Genomic DNA, 17,908 nt, shown 5'->3' on the forward strand with positions numbered 1-17,908 from the left:
CAAGAATGGATATGTACTCGGTCTAATCCAACATCCCAGAGGCCCAGAGCCCCAGAGCCCCACACGCGAGCAAGCTTTGCTCCTACAGGGCCAAATATACGCAAGGCCCTGCAGGCGCCAGCCTCTGTTACCAAAGCGCCAGGGTATAGCTGACGATCAACCGGTTCTCGTCGATGTCGCTGGCGAAGCTGGACCGGTAAGTCGCGTTACGCCATTTGAGCCCGACGTTCTTCAGCGCGCCACTCTGGATCACATAACCGATGTCGGTGTTGCGCTCCCACTCCTTGCCTTGCCCTGGGGCGGCGCCCAGGTTGATTTCATCACCCTTGACGTAACGGGTCATGAAGGTCAGGCCGGGAATACCGAGGCCGGCGAAGTTGAAGTCATAACGCGCCTGCCACGACTGTTCGTCCTGGTTGGCGAAGTCGTTGATCTGCAGCAGGTTGACCAGGTAAGGGTCAGTACCGTTGACGTTGGCAAAGCCGGTGTCGCCGCTCATGTCCTGATAGGAGAGGCCAAACGCATGGGCCCCCAGCGAGTAGGTGAACATGGCACCCAGCATGCGGTTGTCGACGTTGCTGTTGCCGTCATCGGTGGCGCTGGACCAGCGCAGGTCGGACTTCAACGACTGCCCCTCCGTCACCGGCAAGGTGTGGGTCAGCGTCAGGTAGTGCTGTTTGTACAAATCGTCCAGGTGCGCATAGTGGTACCCGGTGGTCAGCGCGCTGTTCCATTTGTAGTCGGCGCCGATGAAGTCGAACTGGTCGGTAAAGGGGTTGGCACCGGTGATGATGTTGCGCCGCGGCCCCTTCATCAGCGTCATGTCTTCGCGGTTGCTGGAGTTGCGCTGGCTGACCTGGGTCAGGCGGCCGCCGTTGAATGACAGGTTCTCCACGTCCAGCGAGCTCAACTGCCCGCCCTGGAAGGTCTGGGGCAACAAGCGCGATTCGTTGGGTACCAGCACCGGCAACTTGGGCATCAGGGTGCCCAGCTTGAGGGTGGTTTTCGAAACCTTGACTTTGCCGGTCAGACCCAGCTCGCTGTAATCATCCGGGGCCCGCTTGGACACCGGTCCCTGGGGCAGCAGCCCGGTGACCCCTGCACGATCCGGGCTGGAATCGAGCTTGATCCCCAACTGCCCAAGGGCATCGATCCCGACGCCCACCGGCCCTTCGGTGTACCCCGACTCCATGCGCAGGATAAACCCCTGGGCCCACTCCTCGCCCTTGCTTTGCGGAGCGCCGGACTGGCGGAAATCCCGGTTCATGTAGAAGTTGCGGGTTTCCACACTGGCCTTGCTGTCGTCGACAAAGGCCGCCGACGCTGGCGCGCACACCCCAATGACCCCAGCGATACCAGACAACTGAACGATACGGACAGAACGTTTGACGTACATAAGGCTCTCTTTTTTATTGTTGTTGTGAAGCGCACCCGCGCACCCTGCGCGGGCTCCAGACAGCAATCGCGGCGAATCAGCTACTACTAGAAGTTGCGGCGGCTGAGCTTGAGTACCCAGCCGACAATGCCGACCCGGAACAGCAGCACGCAGATGACAAAAATCAGCCCCAGGATCACGTGCACCCATTCCCCCAGCGGGCCGTTGGACAGATAGCTCTGCAGCGTCACCACCACAGTGGCGCCCACCAGCGGCCCGAGTACTGTGCCGACACCGCCCAACAGGGTCATCAGGATCACCTCGCCGGACATGTGCCAGTGCGCATCAGTCAATGACGCCAGCTGGAACACCACCGTCTTGGTCGAGCCAGCCAGGCCGGTCAGCGCCGCCGAGATGACGAACGCCAGCAGCTTGTGGGCATCGACGTTGTAGCCCAGGGAAATCGCCCGTGGCTCGTTCTCGCGGATCGCCTTGAGCACCTGGCCGTAGGGCGAATGAATGGTGCGCTGGATCACCGCGTAGCCGAACACGAACACCGCCAGCACGAAGTAGTACAGGGTCAGGTTGTTGTTCAGGTCGAACAGCCCGAACAACTGGCCGCGCGGTACCCCGTGCAGGCCGTTCTCGCCGCCGGTGAACGGCGCCTGGACGTAGATGAAGAACACCAACTGGGCCAATGCCAGGGTGATCATCGCGAAGTAGATCCCCTGTCGGCGGATCGCCAGCAAGCCGAACAGCAGCCCCAGCACCGCCGAGGTCAGGGTGCCGGCGAGAATCCCCAGCTCGGTGCCCAGGCCACTGTAGTGACTGAGCAAAAAGCCGGTGACATAGCCACCCGTGGCGAGAAACGCCGCATGCCCGAACGACAGCAGGCCGGCATAGCCCAGCAGCAGGTTGAAGGCACAGGCGAACAGGGCAAAACACAGCAGTTTCATCAGGAACACCGGGTAGATCGCCATCGGCGCCACCAGTGCCACAGCGAACAGGGCCAGGTAGAACCAGCGCTTGCGGCGAGTCGCCGCCTGCTGCCGTTCCAGCACCACCTGGGGTTGCAGGCGCGTTGCGCCCGTCTTGATCTGCAGACTCGTCATCTTCACGCCTCCTTACCGAACAGTCCTGCCGGACGTACCAGCAGCACCAGCACCATCACCAGGAACACCACGGTGTTGGCCGCCTCTGGATAAAACACCTTGGTCAGCCCTTCGATCAGGCCCATGGCCAAACCGGTGACGATGGCGCCCATGATCGAGCCCATCCCCCCGATCACCACCACCGCAAACACCACGATCAACAGGTTGGCGCCCATGGTCGGGGTCACCGAATAGATTGGCGCCGCCAGCACTCCGGCGAAGGCCGCCAGGGCCGCACCGTAGCCATAGGTCAGGGTGATCAGCAGCGGCACGTTGATGCCGAACGCCTGCATCAGCTTGGGGTTCTCGGTGCCGGCGCGCAGGTAGGAACCCAACCGCGTGCGCTCGATCATGAACCAGGTCACCAGGCACACCGCCAGCGCCGCGACAATCACCCACGCGCGGTAAGTCGGCAGGAACATGAAGCCCAGGTTGTAGCCGCCCTTGAGTTGCTCCGGCATCGGGTAGGACGAACCGGACACCCCGAACAGCTTGACGAAAGAACCTTCCAGGATCAGCGCCAGGCCGAAGGTCAGCAGCAAGCCGTAGAGGTGATCTTCACCGGCGATGCGCCGCAGCAGGAAGCGCTCGATTAGCACCCCGACCACCCCCACCAGCAACGGCGCCAGTACCAGCGCCATCCAGTAGTTGACGCCCAGGTAGTTGAGCCCCATCACCGCGGCGAAGGCGCCGAGCATGTACTGCGCGCCGTGGGCGAAGTTGATGATGCGCAGCAGGCCAAAAATGATCGCCAGGCCAAGGCTGAGCAAGGCGTAGAACGCACCGTTGATCAGCCCCAGGAGCAACTGCCCGGACATGACGCTCAGGGGGATACCAAAAATCAAAGTCATGATTCACCACTCGCAGGAAATCCGTGACACCCGGCTGCCAGCAGCCGGGCAACAAGCGTGTGCAGCGCCGCGGTCAGCCTTTGGTCAGCAGCTTGCACTTGCTTTCGGATTCCGGGCGATAGGCCTCATCGCCAGGAATGGTGCGCACGATCTTGTACAAGTCCCACTCGCCCTTGGACTCGGCCGGGGTCTTGACCTGGGCCAGGTACATGTCGTGGACCATGCGGCCATCGGCGCGGACCTTGCCGTTCTTGGCGAACATGTCGTTGACCGGCGTCGCCATCATTTGCTTGCGTACAGCCTGGGCTTCGTCGGTGCCGGTGGCCTTGATCGCATTGAGGTAGTTGGTGGTGGCCGAATAGATGCCCGCCGGTACCATGCCCGGCATTTTGCCGAAGCGTTTGTGGTAGCGCTGCGCCCAGGCACGGCTATCGTCGTTCATGTCCCAGTACCAGCCGGTGGTCAGCATCAGGCCCTTGGTGACATCCAGGCCCATGGCATGGATATCGTTGAGAAACACCACCATGCCGGCCAGCTTCTGCCCAGACTGCGCGACGCCGAATTGGCTGGCGGTCATCAGCGAGTTGACGGTATCGGAGCCGGCGTTGGCGAAGGCGATCACGTCCGCACCGGAGCCCTGGGCCTGGAGAATGTAGGAGGAAAAATCGCTGCTTGGGAACGGGTGGCGGACCTTGCCGACCACCTGGCCGCCATCGGCTTCGACCACCTTGGTGATGTCCGCTTCCATCGCATGGCCGAAGGCATAGTCGGCGGTGAGGATGAACCACTTCTTGCCACCTTCGGCCAGCACCGACTTGGCCGTACCGTTGGCCAGCGCGTAGGAGTCATAGGTCCAGTGGATGTGGTTGGGCGAGCAATATTCATTGGTCAGGCTCGAAGCCGCTGCACCGGAAATCAGCGCCAGCTTGCCGGACTGCTCGACCACCTTGCTGGCAGCCAGCACCACCGAGGACGCCACCATGCCGGTGACCATGTCGACGTTGCGCTCATCGACCCACTGGCGCACGGTGTTGGCGCCGACGTCCGGCTTGTTCAGGTCATCGGCGCTGAACACCACGATCTTCTTGCCGTTGACCTGCCCACCGAAATCCTCGATGGCCATGTTCAGGGCTTCCAGGCCACCGGGGCCGGACAGGTCACGATAGGTGCCCGACATGTCCGCCAGGTAACCGATGCGAATTTCGTCGTCACTGATCTGCGCCTGCGCCGCACCGGCGATCAGGCTGGAAACCAGGATGGCGCTTGCTGTGTGCTGAAAAACCTTCATGTAGTTCACCCACTGTCCGAAGTTATTTTTATTGTTCCAGGCAAAGCGGCCCCGTGCCGTCGAGCCGTGAGACTCGGCGACCTGCGTGATGCGCGGGGTAAAACGGGTTCAGACGCCCAGGCAGCGGTGCAGCAGTTCCTGCTTGGCGTCCAGTTCAGCGGCACTGATCTGCTCGATGATCTGACCGTGCTCCATCAAGTAATGGCGGTCAGCCAACGGCGCAGCAAAACGGAAATTCTGTTCCACCAGGACGATGGTCAGGCCCTTGTTCTTGAGCTTGATCAACACCTCGGCGAGTTTCTGCACGATCACCGGGGCCAGGCCTTCGGTGATCTCGTCCAACAGCAACAGGTTGGCGCCGGTGCGCAGGATCCGCGCCATGGCCAGCATCTGCTGCTCGCCGCCAGACAGGCGCGTGCCCTGGCTGAAACGGCGCTCATAGAGGTTGGGGAACATCTCGTAGATTTCATCGAGGCTCATGCCGTCGCTGCGCACGTTCGGCGGCAACAGCAGGTTTTCCTCGACATTGAGACTGGCGAAAATGCCCCGTTCCTCCGGGCAGAAACCGACACCCAGGCGCGGGATCAAGTGGGCCGACAGGCCGATGGTTTCGGTGCCGTTGACCACGATGGAACCGGTACGGCGCCCGACCATGTTCATGATCGCCCGCAGCGTGGTCGAGCGGCCGGAGCCGTTGCGCCCCAGCAGCGTGACCAACTCGCCACGGCGCACTTGCAGGTCGATGCCATGCAGGATGTGCGACTCGCCGTAGAAAGCATGCAGGTCATTGACCCGCAGTTGTTCGAACTCAGGACTGTGCAGCGCGTTCATGCTTGCGCCCCTTCAACCGCCACCGCCTCGCTGCCCAGGTACGCCTCGCGCACCTGCGGGTTGGCGGAGACACTGGCGTAGTCGCCCTCGGCCAGAATCGCGCCACGGGCCAGCACGGTAATGCGGTCGGACAGCTCACTGACCACGCTCAGGTTGTGCTCGACCATCAACACCGTACGCCCCACCGCTGCGCGCCGCACCAGCTCAATCACCATGTTCACATCCTCGTGCCCCATGCCCTGGGTCGGTTCGTCGAGCAACAGCACACTGGGGTCCAGCGCCAGGGTGGTGGCCAGTTCCAGCGCGCGTTTACGGCCATAAGGCAGTTCGATGGTCTGGGTGTGGGCGTAGTCGAGCAGGCCCACCTCGTCGAGCATTTGCATGGCCCGTTCATTGAGGGAGTCGAGGCTGCTTTCGGCTTTCCAGAAATGGTAGGAGTCGCCGCGCTTGCGTTGCAGGGCCACGCGCACGTTTTCCACCACACTCATGTGGCCGAACACTGCGGAGATCTGGAACGAGCGCACCAGGCCCAGGCGCGCAATCTCGTTGGGCTTGAGGCGGGTGATGGGTTGGCCCAGGTAGAGGATCTCACCGCGGGTCGGCGGGAGAAACTTGGTGAGCAGATTAAACACTGTGGTTTTACCGGCCCCGTTAGGACCGATCAAGGCGTGGATGTGGCCCTTCTGCACACGCAGATCAACTGAGTCTACGGCGGTAAAACCGCGAAACTCCTTGGTCAGGCCGCGTGTTTCCAAGACAAACTCTGGTGACATGTGGAGCCCTCTAACCTTGATTGTTTTTATTGGTTATGGCGCTGCTGGCACACTCTACTGCTTGTTTACGCTTACGTAAACGTTATGGAATATACAAAAGTCCTACAGGGACTACAGAAACAACTTGTGAGCAAATGTATCAGCGCTCCGACAGGTACTGGCCAGAGGCTCAAGCGCGGGCCTCAGCGGGCTGATCGAGGCCCTATAAACGCGTTTATAAAGGCCTTGTACTACGTTCATTTCGCACTTCTTGGCACACGGCCCATCAGGTAGAACTCCGGGTTGGGTGGCGTTCCGGCCAAGGACACCAGGCGGTTGGAAAGGCTGAAAAAGGCCGTCACCGCGCCGATGTCCCAGATGTCCTCGTCACTGAAGCCCACTGCCTGCAGGCGCTCGCGCCAGCTATCGTCGAGCGCGCCGCCAGCGGCGCCGAGGTGAAAGGCAAAATCGAGCATCAGCCGCTGGCGCTCGCCAATCGGCGCGGTGCGATGGTTGATCGCCAACTGATCGGCCAACAGCGGGTCCTTGCTGTAGATGCGCAGGATCGCGCCATGGGCCACCACGCAATACAGGCAACCGTGGCGCGCGCTGGTGGCGACCACGATCATCTCCTTCTCCGCCGCCGTGAGGCTCTCGGACTCACGATCCATCAGGGCATCGTGGTAGGCAAAAAACGCGCGAAATTCCGCCGGCCGGTGGGCCAGCATCAGGAACACGTTTGGCACAAAACCGGCTTTCTCCTGCACCGCGAGAATACGCTCGCGCAGGTCGACAGGGAGTTGCTCGAGGGTATGTGGAACCGGGAAATGACTGATGCCAGAAGACATGGGACGTCCTTGATCGATGACCACGATGAGCGAAAGACTCAGGCGCACAACGAACATCAGAACCCGAGCCGGGTGTTACGCGACATTTACGTTAACGTAAAGGTAACGCAGCCACAACCGGCTTTTTCTTCGGCGCAGGGTTACTCCTCCAGGGTCACCGGCTTGTTCAGTTCGCCGATCTTCTCCAGCCGCGCGCGCACGATGTTGCGGCTGATGTTCAGCAGGCGTCCGGTCTGCAACTGGTTGCCGTGGCAGTAACGGTAAGCGGCGCGAAAGATGGTCTCTTCGATGTGCTCGTAAAGATCAGGGATGTTCTGCTCGAACAGCGCCTGCAAGGCCGACTCCAGGTCCACCGGGCCGCTGAGCGCAGAGTGGGCATGGCTCGCCTGCTCCTGGCGAATGCCCGAAGAGCGCATGTCCACCAGGTGCAGGTCGGCCGGCGCCACGCGCTGGTTGCGGCACACCAGCAAGGCATGGTGGATGGAGTTTTCCAGCTCGCGGATGTTGCCAGGCCAACTGTGATCCAGCAGCTTGCGTTCGGCCTCGATACTCAGGGTCGCGCGGTTGTAGCCCAGGCGCTGGCAGTGCTCCTCGAGGAAAAACTCGGCCAGCGGCAGGATGTCGCCGGGACGTTCGCGCAGCGGTGGCAGGCGGATGGTCGCCACGTGCAACCGGTAGAACAGGTCTTCGCGAAAGTGCCCCGCCACCACCGCGTCCGCGAGGTTGACGTTGGTCGCTGCCACCAGGCGCACATTGATCGGTATCGGTGTGCGCGAGCCCAGGCGCACCACTTCGCGCTCCTGCAATACCCGCAGCAATTTCACCTGCATGTTCAGCGGCAAGTCACCAATCTCGTCGAGAAACAGCGTGCCGCCGTTGGCCGCTTCGAACCAGCCGGCCTTGTTGCTGGTGGCGCCGGTGAACGCGCCCTTTTCATGGCCGAACAGTTCGCTCTCCACCAGGGTTTCGGCAAAGGCACCGCAGTTCACCGCCACGAACGGTTCGCGGCCACGGCGGCTGAGGTTATGGATGTGGCGGGCGACCAACTCCTTGCCGGTGCCAGTCTCGCCGATGATCAGGGTGTTGGCTTCACTGGGCGCCAGGCGCTCGATGCGGCTGAGCAACTCCTGGGAGCGCGGGTCCTTGAAGACCAGCACGGTGGCGCGCACCGACTTGGTCAATTCGCGTGCGTGGGGATGAGTGATCAGCGACATGGTGCATTCCTGGCAGTAAAAGCGCGGGTTCAATAGTGCACGAAGATAGTTAGACTAAAAAATTATTAATTAATCTTTATATATTCCACAAAAGAATATACCGCAGCATTGCTCCTACCCTGCTGCTGGAGCAGCAACAGGCACGCACCGACCTGTTGGTGCATCAGCAACACGCCGGCGCCAGAACCTTGCGCCAAACCGCGAAAGCCTTGCCCAGCAAGGGCTGCAGAGCATTTATCCGACAGTGGCATGCTATCTGCTCTGTCCCTCCAGACATCCGGTCAGCAACCGCCAGGCGCTGTTGCTGGCGCGGTCATTCAGGGGGAAATTCAATGAAACGTTTATGGCGCAACAGCCTGGTCGCCTTGACCGGATTACTACTCACCGCCACGGCCTTGGCCGAACAGGCGCCGGCTTCGGTGAAAATCGCCATCGTCGCGTTCACCCAGGGTGGCAAGCCGGTGTTCGGTGGCATCGCCGGGCGAGTCATCGAGGACGGCTGGCTTGAGCAGCAACTGAGCCAACGCGGGATCAAGCTGGAGTGGATCGCCCTGCCCCACGCCGGCGCCGGCCCGCAGATCAACGAAGGCTTCAGCAACAACAGCATCGACTTCGCCGTGCGCGGTGACCTGCCCTCGGTGATCGCCGGTGCGGGCGGCGTGCCGGGCAAATTGATCGTGCCCGGCGGCAGCGGCAACAACATCTACCTGGTGGTGCCGGCCAACTCGCCCGCCAAGAGCATCGAGGACCTCAAGGGCAAGCGCCTGGCCCTGCATCGTGGCCGTCCGTGGGAGTTCGCCTTCAGCAACTTCCTCGCCAGCCAGGACCTCAAGCTCAACGACTTCAAGATCGCCAACCTCAACCCGCAAGTCGGCGCGGCCGCGGTCTCCGCCGGCAAAGTGGATGCAGCGGTCCTGCTCAGCGAAGCCTATGCCCTGGAAGACAAGGGCGTCGGCAGGATTCTCTGGTCGAGCAAACAAGGCGCCAACGACTGGCGGCTGATCTCCGACCTCTGGGGCACCGAACTGTTCGTGCAGCAGCACCCGGACCTCACCCAACTGCTCGCCACCGCCTGGGTCAAGGCCGCCTGGTGGATCTCCCAGACCCAGAACCAGGACGCCTACTACCAGCTCTCGTCCCGCGCCGGCACTGCCGAAAGTGTGTTGCGCCGCGACGACCAGGACGATCCGGTGGCCTGGAAAGAGCGCTGGGCGCCGAAAAGTGACCAGCAACTCAAGGCCCACTACCAGGCCCTCACCGCCTACGCCCTGGCCAACCAGCTGATTCGCGACAACTACGACATCAGCTCATCGCTGGCCACCGGCTTCACCAACCAGGCGCTGATCGACCTGCAACTCACCGACTACTGGCCAGCGCTGCGCGGCCAGGTCACCCGTAATCCTTGAACCTTCGATAAGGACATCCCGATGAAACTCAGCCACCGCTTCACCTTCGGCCTCAGCGTCCTGGCGCTGTCCATGAGCGCCCTCGCCGCTGGCACCCATGCGCCCAAGCCCGATCCACTGCAAGGCGACGGCCGCGTCTCGGCGTTCTACACCTGGCAGGAAGTGATCCCAGCCACGCCCGGCAAGTTGCTGCGCAGCGAGCCGCTGGAAAAAACCCTGAGCCTGCCCAATGCCGCCAGCGCGCAGCGCATTCTCTACAGCTCCACCGACGGCATCGACAACAAGACCCCGATCGTGGTCTCCGGCACCCTGTTCCTACCCAAGGGCAAGGCTCCGGCCGGTGGTTGGCCGGTGGCCAGTTGGGGCCACGGCACCGTGGGCATCGCCGATGTCTGCGCGCCGTCCTGGCAGGGCCGTTCCTACCGCGATGTGCAATACCTGAGCCGCTGGCTGGATGAGGGCTACGCGATTGTCGCCACCGACTATCAGGGCCTCGGCGTGCCCGGCGGGCATCCGCTGCTGAACAACCGCATGGCCGCCTACGGCATCCTCGACGCCGCCAAAGCGGTGGTCGCCGGCGTGCCGGGGCTGGCCAACAAGGTATTGATCGTCGGCCAATCCCAAGGTGGCGCCGGGGCCTTTGCCTCGGCCGCCTATGCGCCGACCTACGCCCCGGACCTGGGGGTCAAGGGCAGCATCGGTACCGGGGTGATCTACACCGTCGGCGCGAAAAACGTCGGCGAGCAGGACCTCAACAAAGTCGATGCGTCCCTGGCCTACGGCTTCTACACCCTGCTGGCGGCCCAGCAATACGACCCGACCATCAACCCCAAGGACTTCTACACCGACAAGGCCCTGCCGCTGTTCGAACAGGCGCGCACCAGTTGCCTGGCGTCCCTGGTCAGCGACGTGGTCGGCGTCGGCCTGACCCCGGCCAATGCGAAGAAGGACTACCAGGGCGATCAACTCGCCGCCTGGCAAAAGCAAGTGTCCTACCCGACCTTGAAACTGGCCCAGCCGATCTTCATTGGCACCGGCGCCGAGGACAAGACCCCGGCAGCCGCGACCCAGGTGGCACTGATGCAAGACGCCTGCAAGACCGGCTCGGTAGTCGAGGGCCATCTGTACAAGGGCCTGGGCCACAGCGAAACAGTCAACGCGTCGCTCAAGGACTCGGTGCCCTTCGCCCACAAGGTGATCAACGACCAGCCTGTCACCCCGATCTGCAACCCCAGCGTGCAGTAAGCCGGAGCCTTCGTCATGAGCATTGAATTCTTCACCCGCCTGCCCCTGCATGGCGAAACCCAATACCTCCCCGGCGACCCGCGCAACCGTGGCGACTGGCATCGCGGCGGTCCGAGCACCGGTGCCATGTCGGCGTTCAGCGTCGGTGATCACTTCACCTACATCGACTACCTCGGGCAGATCGCCAAGGCCGCCGAGATCAACGGCTTTGGCGGCGCACTGATGGTCAACGCACCGTCCGGCGAAGAGCCATGGACAGTCTGCTCGCTGCTGGCCCGCGAGACCCGTACGTTGAAATTCGTCACCGCGTTCCAGCCCTATCACTACACGCCCTGGGTCGCGGTGCAGCAGGCCGCGACCTACCAGCGCGCCACCGGCAATCGCCTGGTGTGGAACATCATCAATGGCGGCTCGGATGCGATCCAGCGCCAGGTCGGCGACTTCAGCGATCACGATGAGCGTTATGCACGGGCCATCGAGTTCATGGACGTGGTCAAGGGCTATTGGCACAACGAAAACTTCCACTACGACGGGCGCTTCTACAAGGCCGAGGGTGGTGGCCTGCGCGGACCTTTGAAGAAAGCCGAACTGCCGCTGATCTGCACCGCCGGCTCGTCGATTGCCGCGCGCGAATTTGCCGCCAAACACGCGGACTTCTACCTGATGCGGGCCGAGCATCCGGATCAAATCGCCGCGCTGATCGCCGACATTCGCCAGCGCGCACTGCAGTACGGACGCAGCGACATTCGCTTCGGCCTGTCGATCGACGTGATCACCCGCGAGACCGAGGAACTGGCGCGCACCGAGGCCAAGCGCTTCTTCGACGAAGGCCTGGCCAAGGGTGCGGTCAAGGCCGTGGCCGCCCATGCCGGGCTGCGCACCGCGCGCAAGCTGAGCTATGAAAGTGACTTCGCAGAGAAAGCCCAGACCCAGGACTTCGAGGACTTCTTCATTCACCCCAACGTCTGGACCGGCTTTGGCTACATCGGCATCCCGCCGGGCTGCGCGCTGGTCGGCAGCTACGAAAACGTGGTGGCGCGGATCCGCGAGTACCACGCGCTGGGCATCGACCTGTTCTTCCTCGCCGGCTACCCGCACCTGGAAGAAGCCTATCGCCTGGGCGAGCACATCCTGCCGCACTTTCGCAACGAACGCGCCGCCCTGAGCCGCACGCCCGAACCACTGCTGCAACTGCGCTCGGCCAACGGCCCGGCGGGAGCCTGAGGCCATGGACAACGATCATGCATGGCTCAGCCGCCGCGACTTTCTCGGCCACAGCGCCCTGCTCGGCGGCGGTCTGCTGCTGGGCGGTGGCCTGCTGAGCGGCTGCGGCCCGGACAGTCAACCCGCCGCCACAACCACCGCCAGTGACCAACCGCGCTATGGCGGTCGCCTGCGCCTGGGCATTCTCGACGGCAACCAGAGCGGCAATCTCGACGCCCATAAACCCATCGGCAGCGGCATCGTTCGCGGCTTTGCCCTGTACAGCAAGTTGTGGGAGTGGGACGAACAGATGCAGCCACGCCTGGCCCTGGCCGAGTTCGCCGAACCGAATGCCGACGCCAGCAGCTGGACCCTGCGCCTGCGCCCGGGCCTGGAGTTCCACCACGGCAAGACCATCGATGCCGACGACCTGATCTTCTCCATCCGCCGCCTCACCGATCCGCAGCTGGCGTCGCCCTACGCCGCGCTGCTGCACTGGGTCGACCGCGACAACCTGGTCAAGCTCGACCAGCGCACCGTGCGCCTGAACTTTCGTGAAGGCCGCAGCTACATGCCGTTAGCCGAAACCTGGGTCAACTTCGGCGGCATCGTGCCCGTGGACTATCACCCGGTCAGCAACCCGGTGGGCGCCGGCCCCTACAAACTGAAAAGCTTCACCCCCGGCCAGCGCTCGTTGTTCACCCGCTTCGAAAACTACTACAAGGAGGGCAAGCCCTACGCCGACGAACTGGAGATCATCGACTTCAAGGACCAGGTCTCACGCCTGGCGGCCCTGCGTTCCGGGCAGATCGACATGGCCAACGTGATGCCCACCGAACAGTTGCAAGTGCTGCAGCGCGACCCGCGACTCAGGGTGCTGAAATCGGTGACCGGCAACTGGTTGTCGTTCGACATGAACCTCGACAAGCCGCCGTTCAACGACCCCAGGGTGCGCGAGGCGTTTCGCCTGCTGGCCGATCGCGAAGAACTGGTGCGCCGCGCCCTCAACGGACAGGGCCGGGTGGCCAACGACCTGTACGCGCCGAGCGATCCGACCTTCAACCACAGCCTCGGCCCGCGCCCCTACGACCCGCAACGCGCGGCGCAATTGCTCAAGGAAGCCGGCCATGAACACCTGGAACTGGAACTGGTGACCACCCCGGGACCGGGGCTGACCTCGGCACTGGTGCTGGCCGAACAGGCCAAGCGCATAGGCGTCACCTTGAAGGTCCGGCAGGTCGACCTGGCCACCTTCCAGGGGCCCCAGCGCAGCGACTGGACCCTGAGCACCGGCGGCAGCATCGGCGCGCCGTTCCTGGCCAGCGCGATCCACACTGACGCGCCCTTTGCCGTGGCGAACAAGACCCACTTCAACGACCCGCAGTTCAGCGCGCTGTTCCTGCAGGCCATGGCCCAGCCCGACCTGGAGAAGCGCAAGGTCCTGGTGCACCAGGTCCAGCAGATCCAGTACGAGCGTGGCGGCATGCTGATCTGGGGTTATGCCGACCTGCTCGACAGCGTCTCGACCCGGGTCGGTGGCGCCACGCCGGAAGAGTCTCTGTTCAGCACCTGGCGCTTTGAACGGCTGTGGTTGAACGACACCGCTTGACGCCCCCCGCACAAGCCTTGTGGGAGCGGGGCTTGCCCGCGATGGCGTACTCAAGGTCGCTATCGCGAGCAAGCTTTGCTCCTACCACCCCCTTTGGATTTCAATCAGGCTCATTCGCCATGCCCTCTATCGCCTTTCGTTTGCCGGTAAAACGCTCTGCCCTGGCCATCGCGGTGCTGTCGACCCTGTCGATGCCCGCCTTCGCCGCCGACACCCAGTTGCAAACCGTCACCGTGCAGGCCAGCGCCAGTGACCCCGAGGACGATGCCCTGCCCACCCGGCCGTCGACCTCGGTGTACGGTGGCACCGAAACCAAAATCATCGACACCCCGCGCTCGGTCACCCAGATCAACCCCGAGCAACTGGCCAACGACCCGATCCGCAGCGCCGACGACCTGGTCAAGTACGCCCCGGGCATCACCCGCGGTGGCGGGCAGAACGCCGGGATCGCCCCGCAGTTCCGGGCCCAGGGCTCCGAGGTTTTCCAGGACGGCCAGCGCGCCTACGGCGTGCGCCACCCAGCCAACTTCAACGCCTACGAAGGTGCCGACATCGTTGCCGGGCCCTCCTCGGTGACCTACGGCTCGGTGTCCGGCAGCGGGGGCTACGTCAACTACCTGAGCAAAAAACCCAACTTCAACGAATTCAAGACCCGCCTCAGTGGTGAACTGGGCAGTTGGGTGCCGGACGGCGAGTCCCGCGACTCAAGCAAGTTCAGCGTCGACAACACCGGCCCCCTCGCCGACAACCTGGCCTACCGGCTGAGTATCACCAAACAGCGCCAGGAAGATTTCTACGACAACGTCGACAACAATTTCGACGCCTTCTATGGCGCCCTCGCCTGGCGCAACGACAACGTGCGGGTGGACTGGAACGCCAGCTACGACGACTACTACGACTACAACATCACCCACGGCTGGAACCGCGCCAACCAGGCCCTGGTGGACCACGGCAAGTACTCTGCCGGCCGGGCGACGCCGATCATCCAGAACGGCAGCAACCTGTGGTCGCCGGTGCTGGCGTCCGGCGCGGCCGATGCGCCGACCCTCGGCTGGGTCAAGCGCCAGCGTAACGCCCAAGGGCAGTACAACGTGGTCGACGGCAGCTTCCAGGCCGCCTCGCCCAACACCCAGGCCAACCCCGGCAGCCTGCGCGGCTGGGTCTATGACCCGAACCTGGCGGGCAACGGTCGCCAGTCGCTGTCGTCGCAGACCGGTCAACGCGAAGAAGACCAAAGCAGCTCGCGACGCTTCACCACCCAGTTGCATGTCGAGGCCGACCTGTCGCCGACCGTGACCCTGGCCAACAGCAGCTTCTATCAGCGCTCGCGGGACAATACCGATGCCGTCGGCGCGTTCCAGGTGCAATCCAAGGACAACCTGTTCGACAACCGCTTCGAGTTACGCTCGCGCAACGAGCTCAGCCTCGGTGGCTGGACCCTCAGCGACGAGAGCAACAGCGGGCTGATCTACCGCCGCGAGTTCAACCAGTCGATCGCCGCCAACAACAGCTTCGGCTCGACCATCAACGCCTACGACCTGACCCAGGACCCCTCCGGGAAAAACCCCGGCGACCTGCTCGGCCTGGACAACCGCAACCCCGCCGGCGGCAACGCCGCGTGGATCGGCCAGCCGGGGGTAGCGCAGTTCTCCAACTACTACGGCTGGCTCAACCTGCCGCCGATGTACCCGGCCGGGCATGGCCTGTACGCAGAATCGGTGGCGCCCTACACCGCCGAAAGCACCTGGACCACCCAGACCCTGTTCAGCCAGCACAACCTGCGCTTGGGCGACCGCGTGGGCTTGAACATCGGTGCCAGCCGTAGCTGGATCGACGCCGAGATCGACAACCCCTTCGTCCTCGCCGGCGGCAACTCGCGCAAGGACAGCGACAACTACCGGCTGTTCTCGTTCCAGGTCAGCCCCTACGTCAAGCCCACTGAAAACAGCACCCTGTACTACACCTTCGACCGCTCGCTGGCAGTCAACACCGGGTTCTTCTCCAACGGCCTGGGCTGGGGCAGTGGCACCGGGGCCAACCAGCTCAATCCGCTGGCGTTCGAAAGCCTCAGCGTGCTGCATGAAGTGGGGCTGAAAGTCGAGGCCGTGCCCGACCAACTGTTCATGACCCTGGCGGCCTTCAAGCAGGAACGTGACCAGTCCCCCGACAGCAACAACAACATCGCGCGACTGGTGATCAAGGGCGTCGAGTCGACCTTGCGCTACCAGCCGGACGATCACCTGCGCAGCGCCTTGAACCTGACCAAGCTCACCGCCTACAACGAGTTCACCACCCAGACCGGCTTCGCCTCGGCCGGTTTCGTGGCCGACAACGGCACCGTGTTCGGCGACAACAACAGCCTCAACCAGCGGCCGTCCGGGCGTTTCGATGCGGTGCAGATTCCCGAGTACACCGCCAGCGGCTATCTCGACTACCGCTTCGATTCCGGCTTCGGCGCCGAACTGTCCGGCTGGTGGACCAGCAGTTGGTACCTGAACCTGAGCAAGACCGTAAAGATCCCCGACGAATACAACCTCGACCTCGCGGTGTATTACCGCCAGCCGCAATGGAGCACCACGCTACGGGTGCTCAACCTCACCGACGAGTTGAATTTCGTCAGTGGCCTGGCCGGCTCCACCAACACCTTCCTGCAACCGATGCCTGGCCGCACCCTACTGGCCCAGGTCGACTACCAGTTCTGACCTCACCTTGGAGTAACCCTATGTCCATTGAATTTGTCGGCATGATTTTCCCCCGCCAGTGGTCCGAGACCCGCGGCGTGCGCAGTGCCGATTTCGACCTGGAATTCATCCGCCATCACGCCCGCGCCCACGAACACGCGGGGTTTGACCGGGTACTGATCGCCAGCGGACCCGGCAGCGCCGACAGCCTGCAGATCGCCGCCTACGCTGCCGCCCACACTGAGCGCCTGGGGTTCATGATCGCCCACCGCCCCGCCCTGAGCGCCCCCACGGTGGCGGCGCGCGCGTTTGCCACCCTCGACCACACCACCGGTGGCGGGCGCATCCGCCTGCACGCGATCACCGGCATCACCGCCGAGCCCCAGGAAGGCGACACCCTGCTGGACAAGACCGCGCGCTACCGGCGCACCGATGAATACCTGGAGATTGTCCGACGCACCTGGACCTCGGACGAACCCTTCGACTTCGTTGGCGAGTACTTCAACATCCAGGGTGCGTTCTCGCCGGTCAAACCGCTGCAACAGCCACACATTCCGATCTCCTTTGGCGGCTCTTCCGATATCGCCTACCAGATCGCGGTCAAGCATGCGGACTTGTACGCCTTGTGGGGTGAGCCGCTGAGTGGCGTGGCCGAGCAGATTGCCAAATTGAAGGCCGCGGCCCGGGTGGCAGGTGTGACGGCGCCGCGGGTGAGCCTGTCGGTGCGCCTGATTCTCGGCGCCACCGAAGCGCTGGCCTGGCAACGGGCCGAGCAGATCCTGGCGCAGATCAAGGCCAACCCACAGTTCGCCGCCGGCAGCCCCTGGCAAAAGCGCCTCAAGGGCACCGGCTCCGAACGCCTGCTGGCCGCCGCCGCCCTGGGCGACCGCCACGACCGCGCCCTGTGGATGCCCACCGCCACCGCCGTCGGCGCCTACGGCGACACCACCGCCCTGGTCGGCACCCCGGAAACCGTGGCCCAGGCCCTGCTCGACTACGTCGACCTGGGCGTCACCACCTTCCTCAACCGCGGCTACGACCCGCTCTACGACACCGTCGACTACGGCCGCTGGATCATCCCCGCCGTCCGCGAAGCTGCCGCCCGCCGCAATCCAGCAGCGAACAGCGCATAACCCAAGCCCCCCCGTAGCAGCCCTGCTCGCGAAAAGCCTGAGGGCGCTGCTGGGTGTCAGACTGTACGCGTCATCGTTGACGACCATCGCGGGCAAGCCCGCTCCCACAGTAATTTGCAGTGCTTGCAGATCCCGCATGCACCCACAGAACCTGTAGGAGCGAGCCCTGCTCGCGAAAAGCCTGAGGGCGCCGCTGGGCATCAGGCTGGGCGCGTCATCGTTGACGACCATCGCGGGCAAGCCCGCTCCCACAGTAATTTGCAGTGCTTGCAGATCCCGCATGCACCCACAGAACCTGCTCGCGAAAAGCCTGAGGGCGCC

14 protein-coding genes are annotated in these 17,908 nt (G+C 63.5%); 6 read left to right on the forward strand and 8 right to left on the reverse strand.

Annotated features, from left to right (window positions below; translation table 11 throughout):
- Window positions 1-127 precede the first annotated feature (127 nt).
- The 8 genes from ACM6IP_RS19065 to ACM6IP_RS19100 all read right to left on the reverse strand — a co-directional run bounded on the left by ACM6IP_RS19065 (window position 128) and on the right by ACM6IP_RS19100 (window position 8,310).
- Window positions 128-1,396 (reverse strand): OprD family porin, encoded by a 1,269-nt coding sequence (locus ACM6IP_RS19065; protein WP_159995320.1) that lies wholly within the window; start codon window positions 1,394-1,396, stop codon window positions 128-130.
- A gap of 86 nt (window positions 1,397-1,482) precedes the next feature.
- Window positions 1,483-2,487, reverse strand: a complete 1,005-nt coding sequence (locus ACM6IP_RS19070; RefSeq protein WP_095169931.1) for a branched-chain amino acid ABC transporter permease — start codon at window positions 2,485-2,487, stop codon at window positions 1,483-1,485.
- A gap of 2 nt (window positions 2,488-2,489) precedes the next feature.
- Window positions 2,490-3,377 carry a branched-chain amino acid ABC transporter permease gene (locus ACM6IP_RS19075; protein ID WP_095169930.1) on the reverse strand — a complete coding sequence of 296 codons (888 nt, stop codon included), beginning with the start codon at window positions 3,375-3,377 and terminating at the stop codon, window positions 2,490-2,492.
- Window positions 3,378-3,450: 73 nt separating this feature from the next.
- Complete coding sequence (locus tag ACM6IP_RS19080) at window positions 3,451-4,665, reverse strand: ABC transporter substrate-binding protein (RefSeq protein WP_095169929.1); 1,215 nt, start codon at window positions 4,663-4,665, stop codon at window positions 3,451-3,453.
- 108 nt (window positions 4,666-4,773) lie between these two features.
- The gene (locus ACM6IP_RS19085; RefSeq protein ID WP_095169928.1) at window positions 4,774-5,496 is read right to left on the reverse strand and encodes an ABC transporter ATP-binding protein; all 723 of its coding nucleotides are present in this window, start codon (window positions 5,494-5,496) and stop codon (window positions 4,774-4,776) included.
- On the reverse strand, window positions 5,493-6,269 hold the full coding sequence (locus tag ACM6IP_RS19090; RefSeq protein ID WP_159995314.1) for an ABC transporter ATP-binding protein: 777 nt from the start codon (window positions 6,267-6,269) through the stop codon (window positions 5,493-5,495). Before ACM6IP_RS19090 ends, ACM6IP_RS19085 begins: the two co-directional genes overlap by 4 nt.
- Before the next feature lie 236 nt (window positions 6,270-6,505).
- The gene (locus tag ACM6IP_RS19095; protein WP_414862098.1) at window positions 6,506-7,096 is read right to left on the reverse strand and encodes a peroxidase-related enzyme; all 591 of its coding nucleotides are present in this window, start codon (window positions 7,094-7,096) and stop codon (window positions 6,506-6,508) included.
- Between the two features lie 140 nt (window positions 7,097-7,236).
- A complete protein-coding gene (locus tag ACM6IP_RS19100) occupies window positions 7,237-8,310 on the reverse strand; it encodes a sigma-54 interaction domain-containing protein (protein ID WP_401126992.1) in 1,074 nt (357 codons plus the stop codon).
- Between the two features lie 332 nt (window positions 8,311-8,642).
- Between ACM6IP_RS19100 and ACM6IP_RS19105 the strand changes: the two genes are divergently transcribed.
- From ACM6IP_RS19105 to ACM6IP_RS19130, 6 genes are all read left to right on the forward strand, one after another.
- The gene (locus ACM6IP_RS19105; protein WP_095169923.1) at window positions 8,643-9,716 is read left to right on the forward strand and encodes an ABC transporter substrate-binding protein; all 1,074 of its coding nucleotides are present in this window, start codon (window positions 8,643-8,645) and stop codon (window positions 9,714-9,716) included.
- Between the two features lie 21 nt (window positions 9,717-9,737).
- A complete protein-coding gene (locus tag ACM6IP_RS19110) occupies window positions 9,738-10,961 on the forward strand; it encodes a lipase family protein (RefSeq protein WP_320334324.1) in 1,224 nt (407 codons plus the stop codon).
- A 15-nt stretch (window positions 10,962-10,976) separates the two neighbouring features.
- On the forward strand, window positions 10,977-12,185 hold the full coding sequence (locus tag ACM6IP_RS19115) for an LLM class flavin-dependent oxidoreductase (protein WP_414862099.1): 1,209 nt from the start codon (window positions 10,977-10,979) through the stop codon (window positions 12,183-12,185).
- 4 nt (window positions 12,186-12,189) lie between these two features.
- Window positions 12,190-13,773, forward strand: coding sequence for an ABC transporter substrate-binding protein (locus ACM6IP_RS19120; RefSeq protein WP_414862100.1), 1,584 nt, complete (start codon window positions 12,190-12,192; stop codon window positions 13,771-13,773).
- 119 nt (window positions 13,774-13,892) lie between these two features.
- Window positions 13,893-16,475 (forward strand): TonB-dependent receptor, encoded by a 2,583-nt coding sequence (locus ACM6IP_RS19125; protein ID WP_414862101.1) that lies wholly within the window; start codon window positions 13,893-13,895, stop codon window positions 16,473-16,475.
- Between the two features lie 20 nt (window positions 16,476-16,495).
- Window positions 16,496-17,587, forward strand: a complete 1,092-nt coding sequence (locus ACM6IP_RS19130) for an LLM class flavin-dependent oxidoreductase (RefSeq protein ID WP_095169918.1) — start codon at window positions 16,496-16,498, stop codon at window positions 17,585-17,587.
- Window positions 17,588-17,908 lie beyond the last annotated feature (321 nt).

This window comes from Pseudomonas sp. IT-P176, assembly GCF_949767245.1.
Taxonomy (GTDB): domain Bacteria; phylum Pseudomonadota; class Gammaproteobacteria; order Pseudomonadales; family Pseudomonadaceae; genus Aquipseudomonas.

Bases quoted from the DNA above. Each gene is read 5' to 3' on its own strand.
- ACM6IP_RS19065 (WP_159995320.1), bottom strand. From the start codon at position 1,396: ATGTACGTCAAACGTTCTGTCCGTATCGTTCAGTTGTCTGGTATCGCT.
- ACM6IP_RS19130 (WP_095169918.1), top strand. From the start codon at position 16,496: ATGTCCATTGAATTTGTCGGCATGATTTTCCCCCGCCAGTGGTCCGAG.
- ACM6IP_RS19090 (WP_159995314.1), bottom strand. From the start codon at position 6,269: ATGTCACCAGAGTTTGTCTTGGAAACACGCGGCCTGACCAAGGAGTTT.
- ACM6IP_RS19110 (WP_320334324.1), top strand. From the start codon at position 9,738: ATGAAACTCAGCCACCGCTTCACCTTCGGCCTCAGCGTCCTGGCGCTG.
- ACM6IP_RS19075 (WP_095169930.1), bottom strand. From the start codon at position 3,377: ATGACTTTGATTTTTGGTATCCCCCTGAGCGTCATGTCCGGGCAGTTG.
- ACM6IP_RS19080 (WP_095169929.1), bottom strand. From the start codon at position 4,665: ATGAAGGTTTTTCAGCACACAGCAAGCGCCATCCTGGTTTCCAGCCTG.
- ACM6IP_RS19105 (WP_095169923.1), top strand. From the start codon at position 8,643: ATGAAACGTTTATGGCGCAACAGCCTGGTCGCCTTGACCGGATTACTA.
- ACM6IP_RS19125 (WP_414862101.1), top strand. From the start codon at position 13,893: ATGCCCTCTATCGCCTTTCGTTTGCCGGTAAAACGCTCTGCCCTGGCC.
- ACM6IP_RS19085 (WP_095169928.1), bottom strand. From the start codon at position 5,496: ATGAACGCGCTGCACAGTCCTGAGTTCGAACAACTGCGGGTCAATGAC.
- ACM6IP_RS19100 (WP_401126992.1), bottom strand. From the start codon at position 8,310: ATGTCGCTGATCACTCATCCCCACGCACGCGAATTGACCAAGTCGGTG.
- ACM6IP_RS19120 (WP_414862100.1), top strand. From the start codon at position 12,190: ATGGACAACGATCATGCATGGCTCAGCCGCCGCGACTTTCTCGGCCAC.
- ACM6IP_RS19070 (WP_095169931.1), bottom strand. From the start codon at position 2,487: ATGACGAGTCTGCAGATCAAGACGGGCGCAACGCGCCTGCAACCCCAG.
- ACM6IP_RS19095 (WP_414862098.1), bottom strand. From the start codon at position 7,096: ATGTCTTCTGGCATCAGTCATTTCCCGGTTCCACATACCCTCGAGCAA.
- ACM6IP_RS19115 (WP_414862099.1), top strand. From the start codon at position 10,977: ATGAGCATTGAATTCTTCACCCGCCTGCCCCTGCATGGCGAAACCCAA.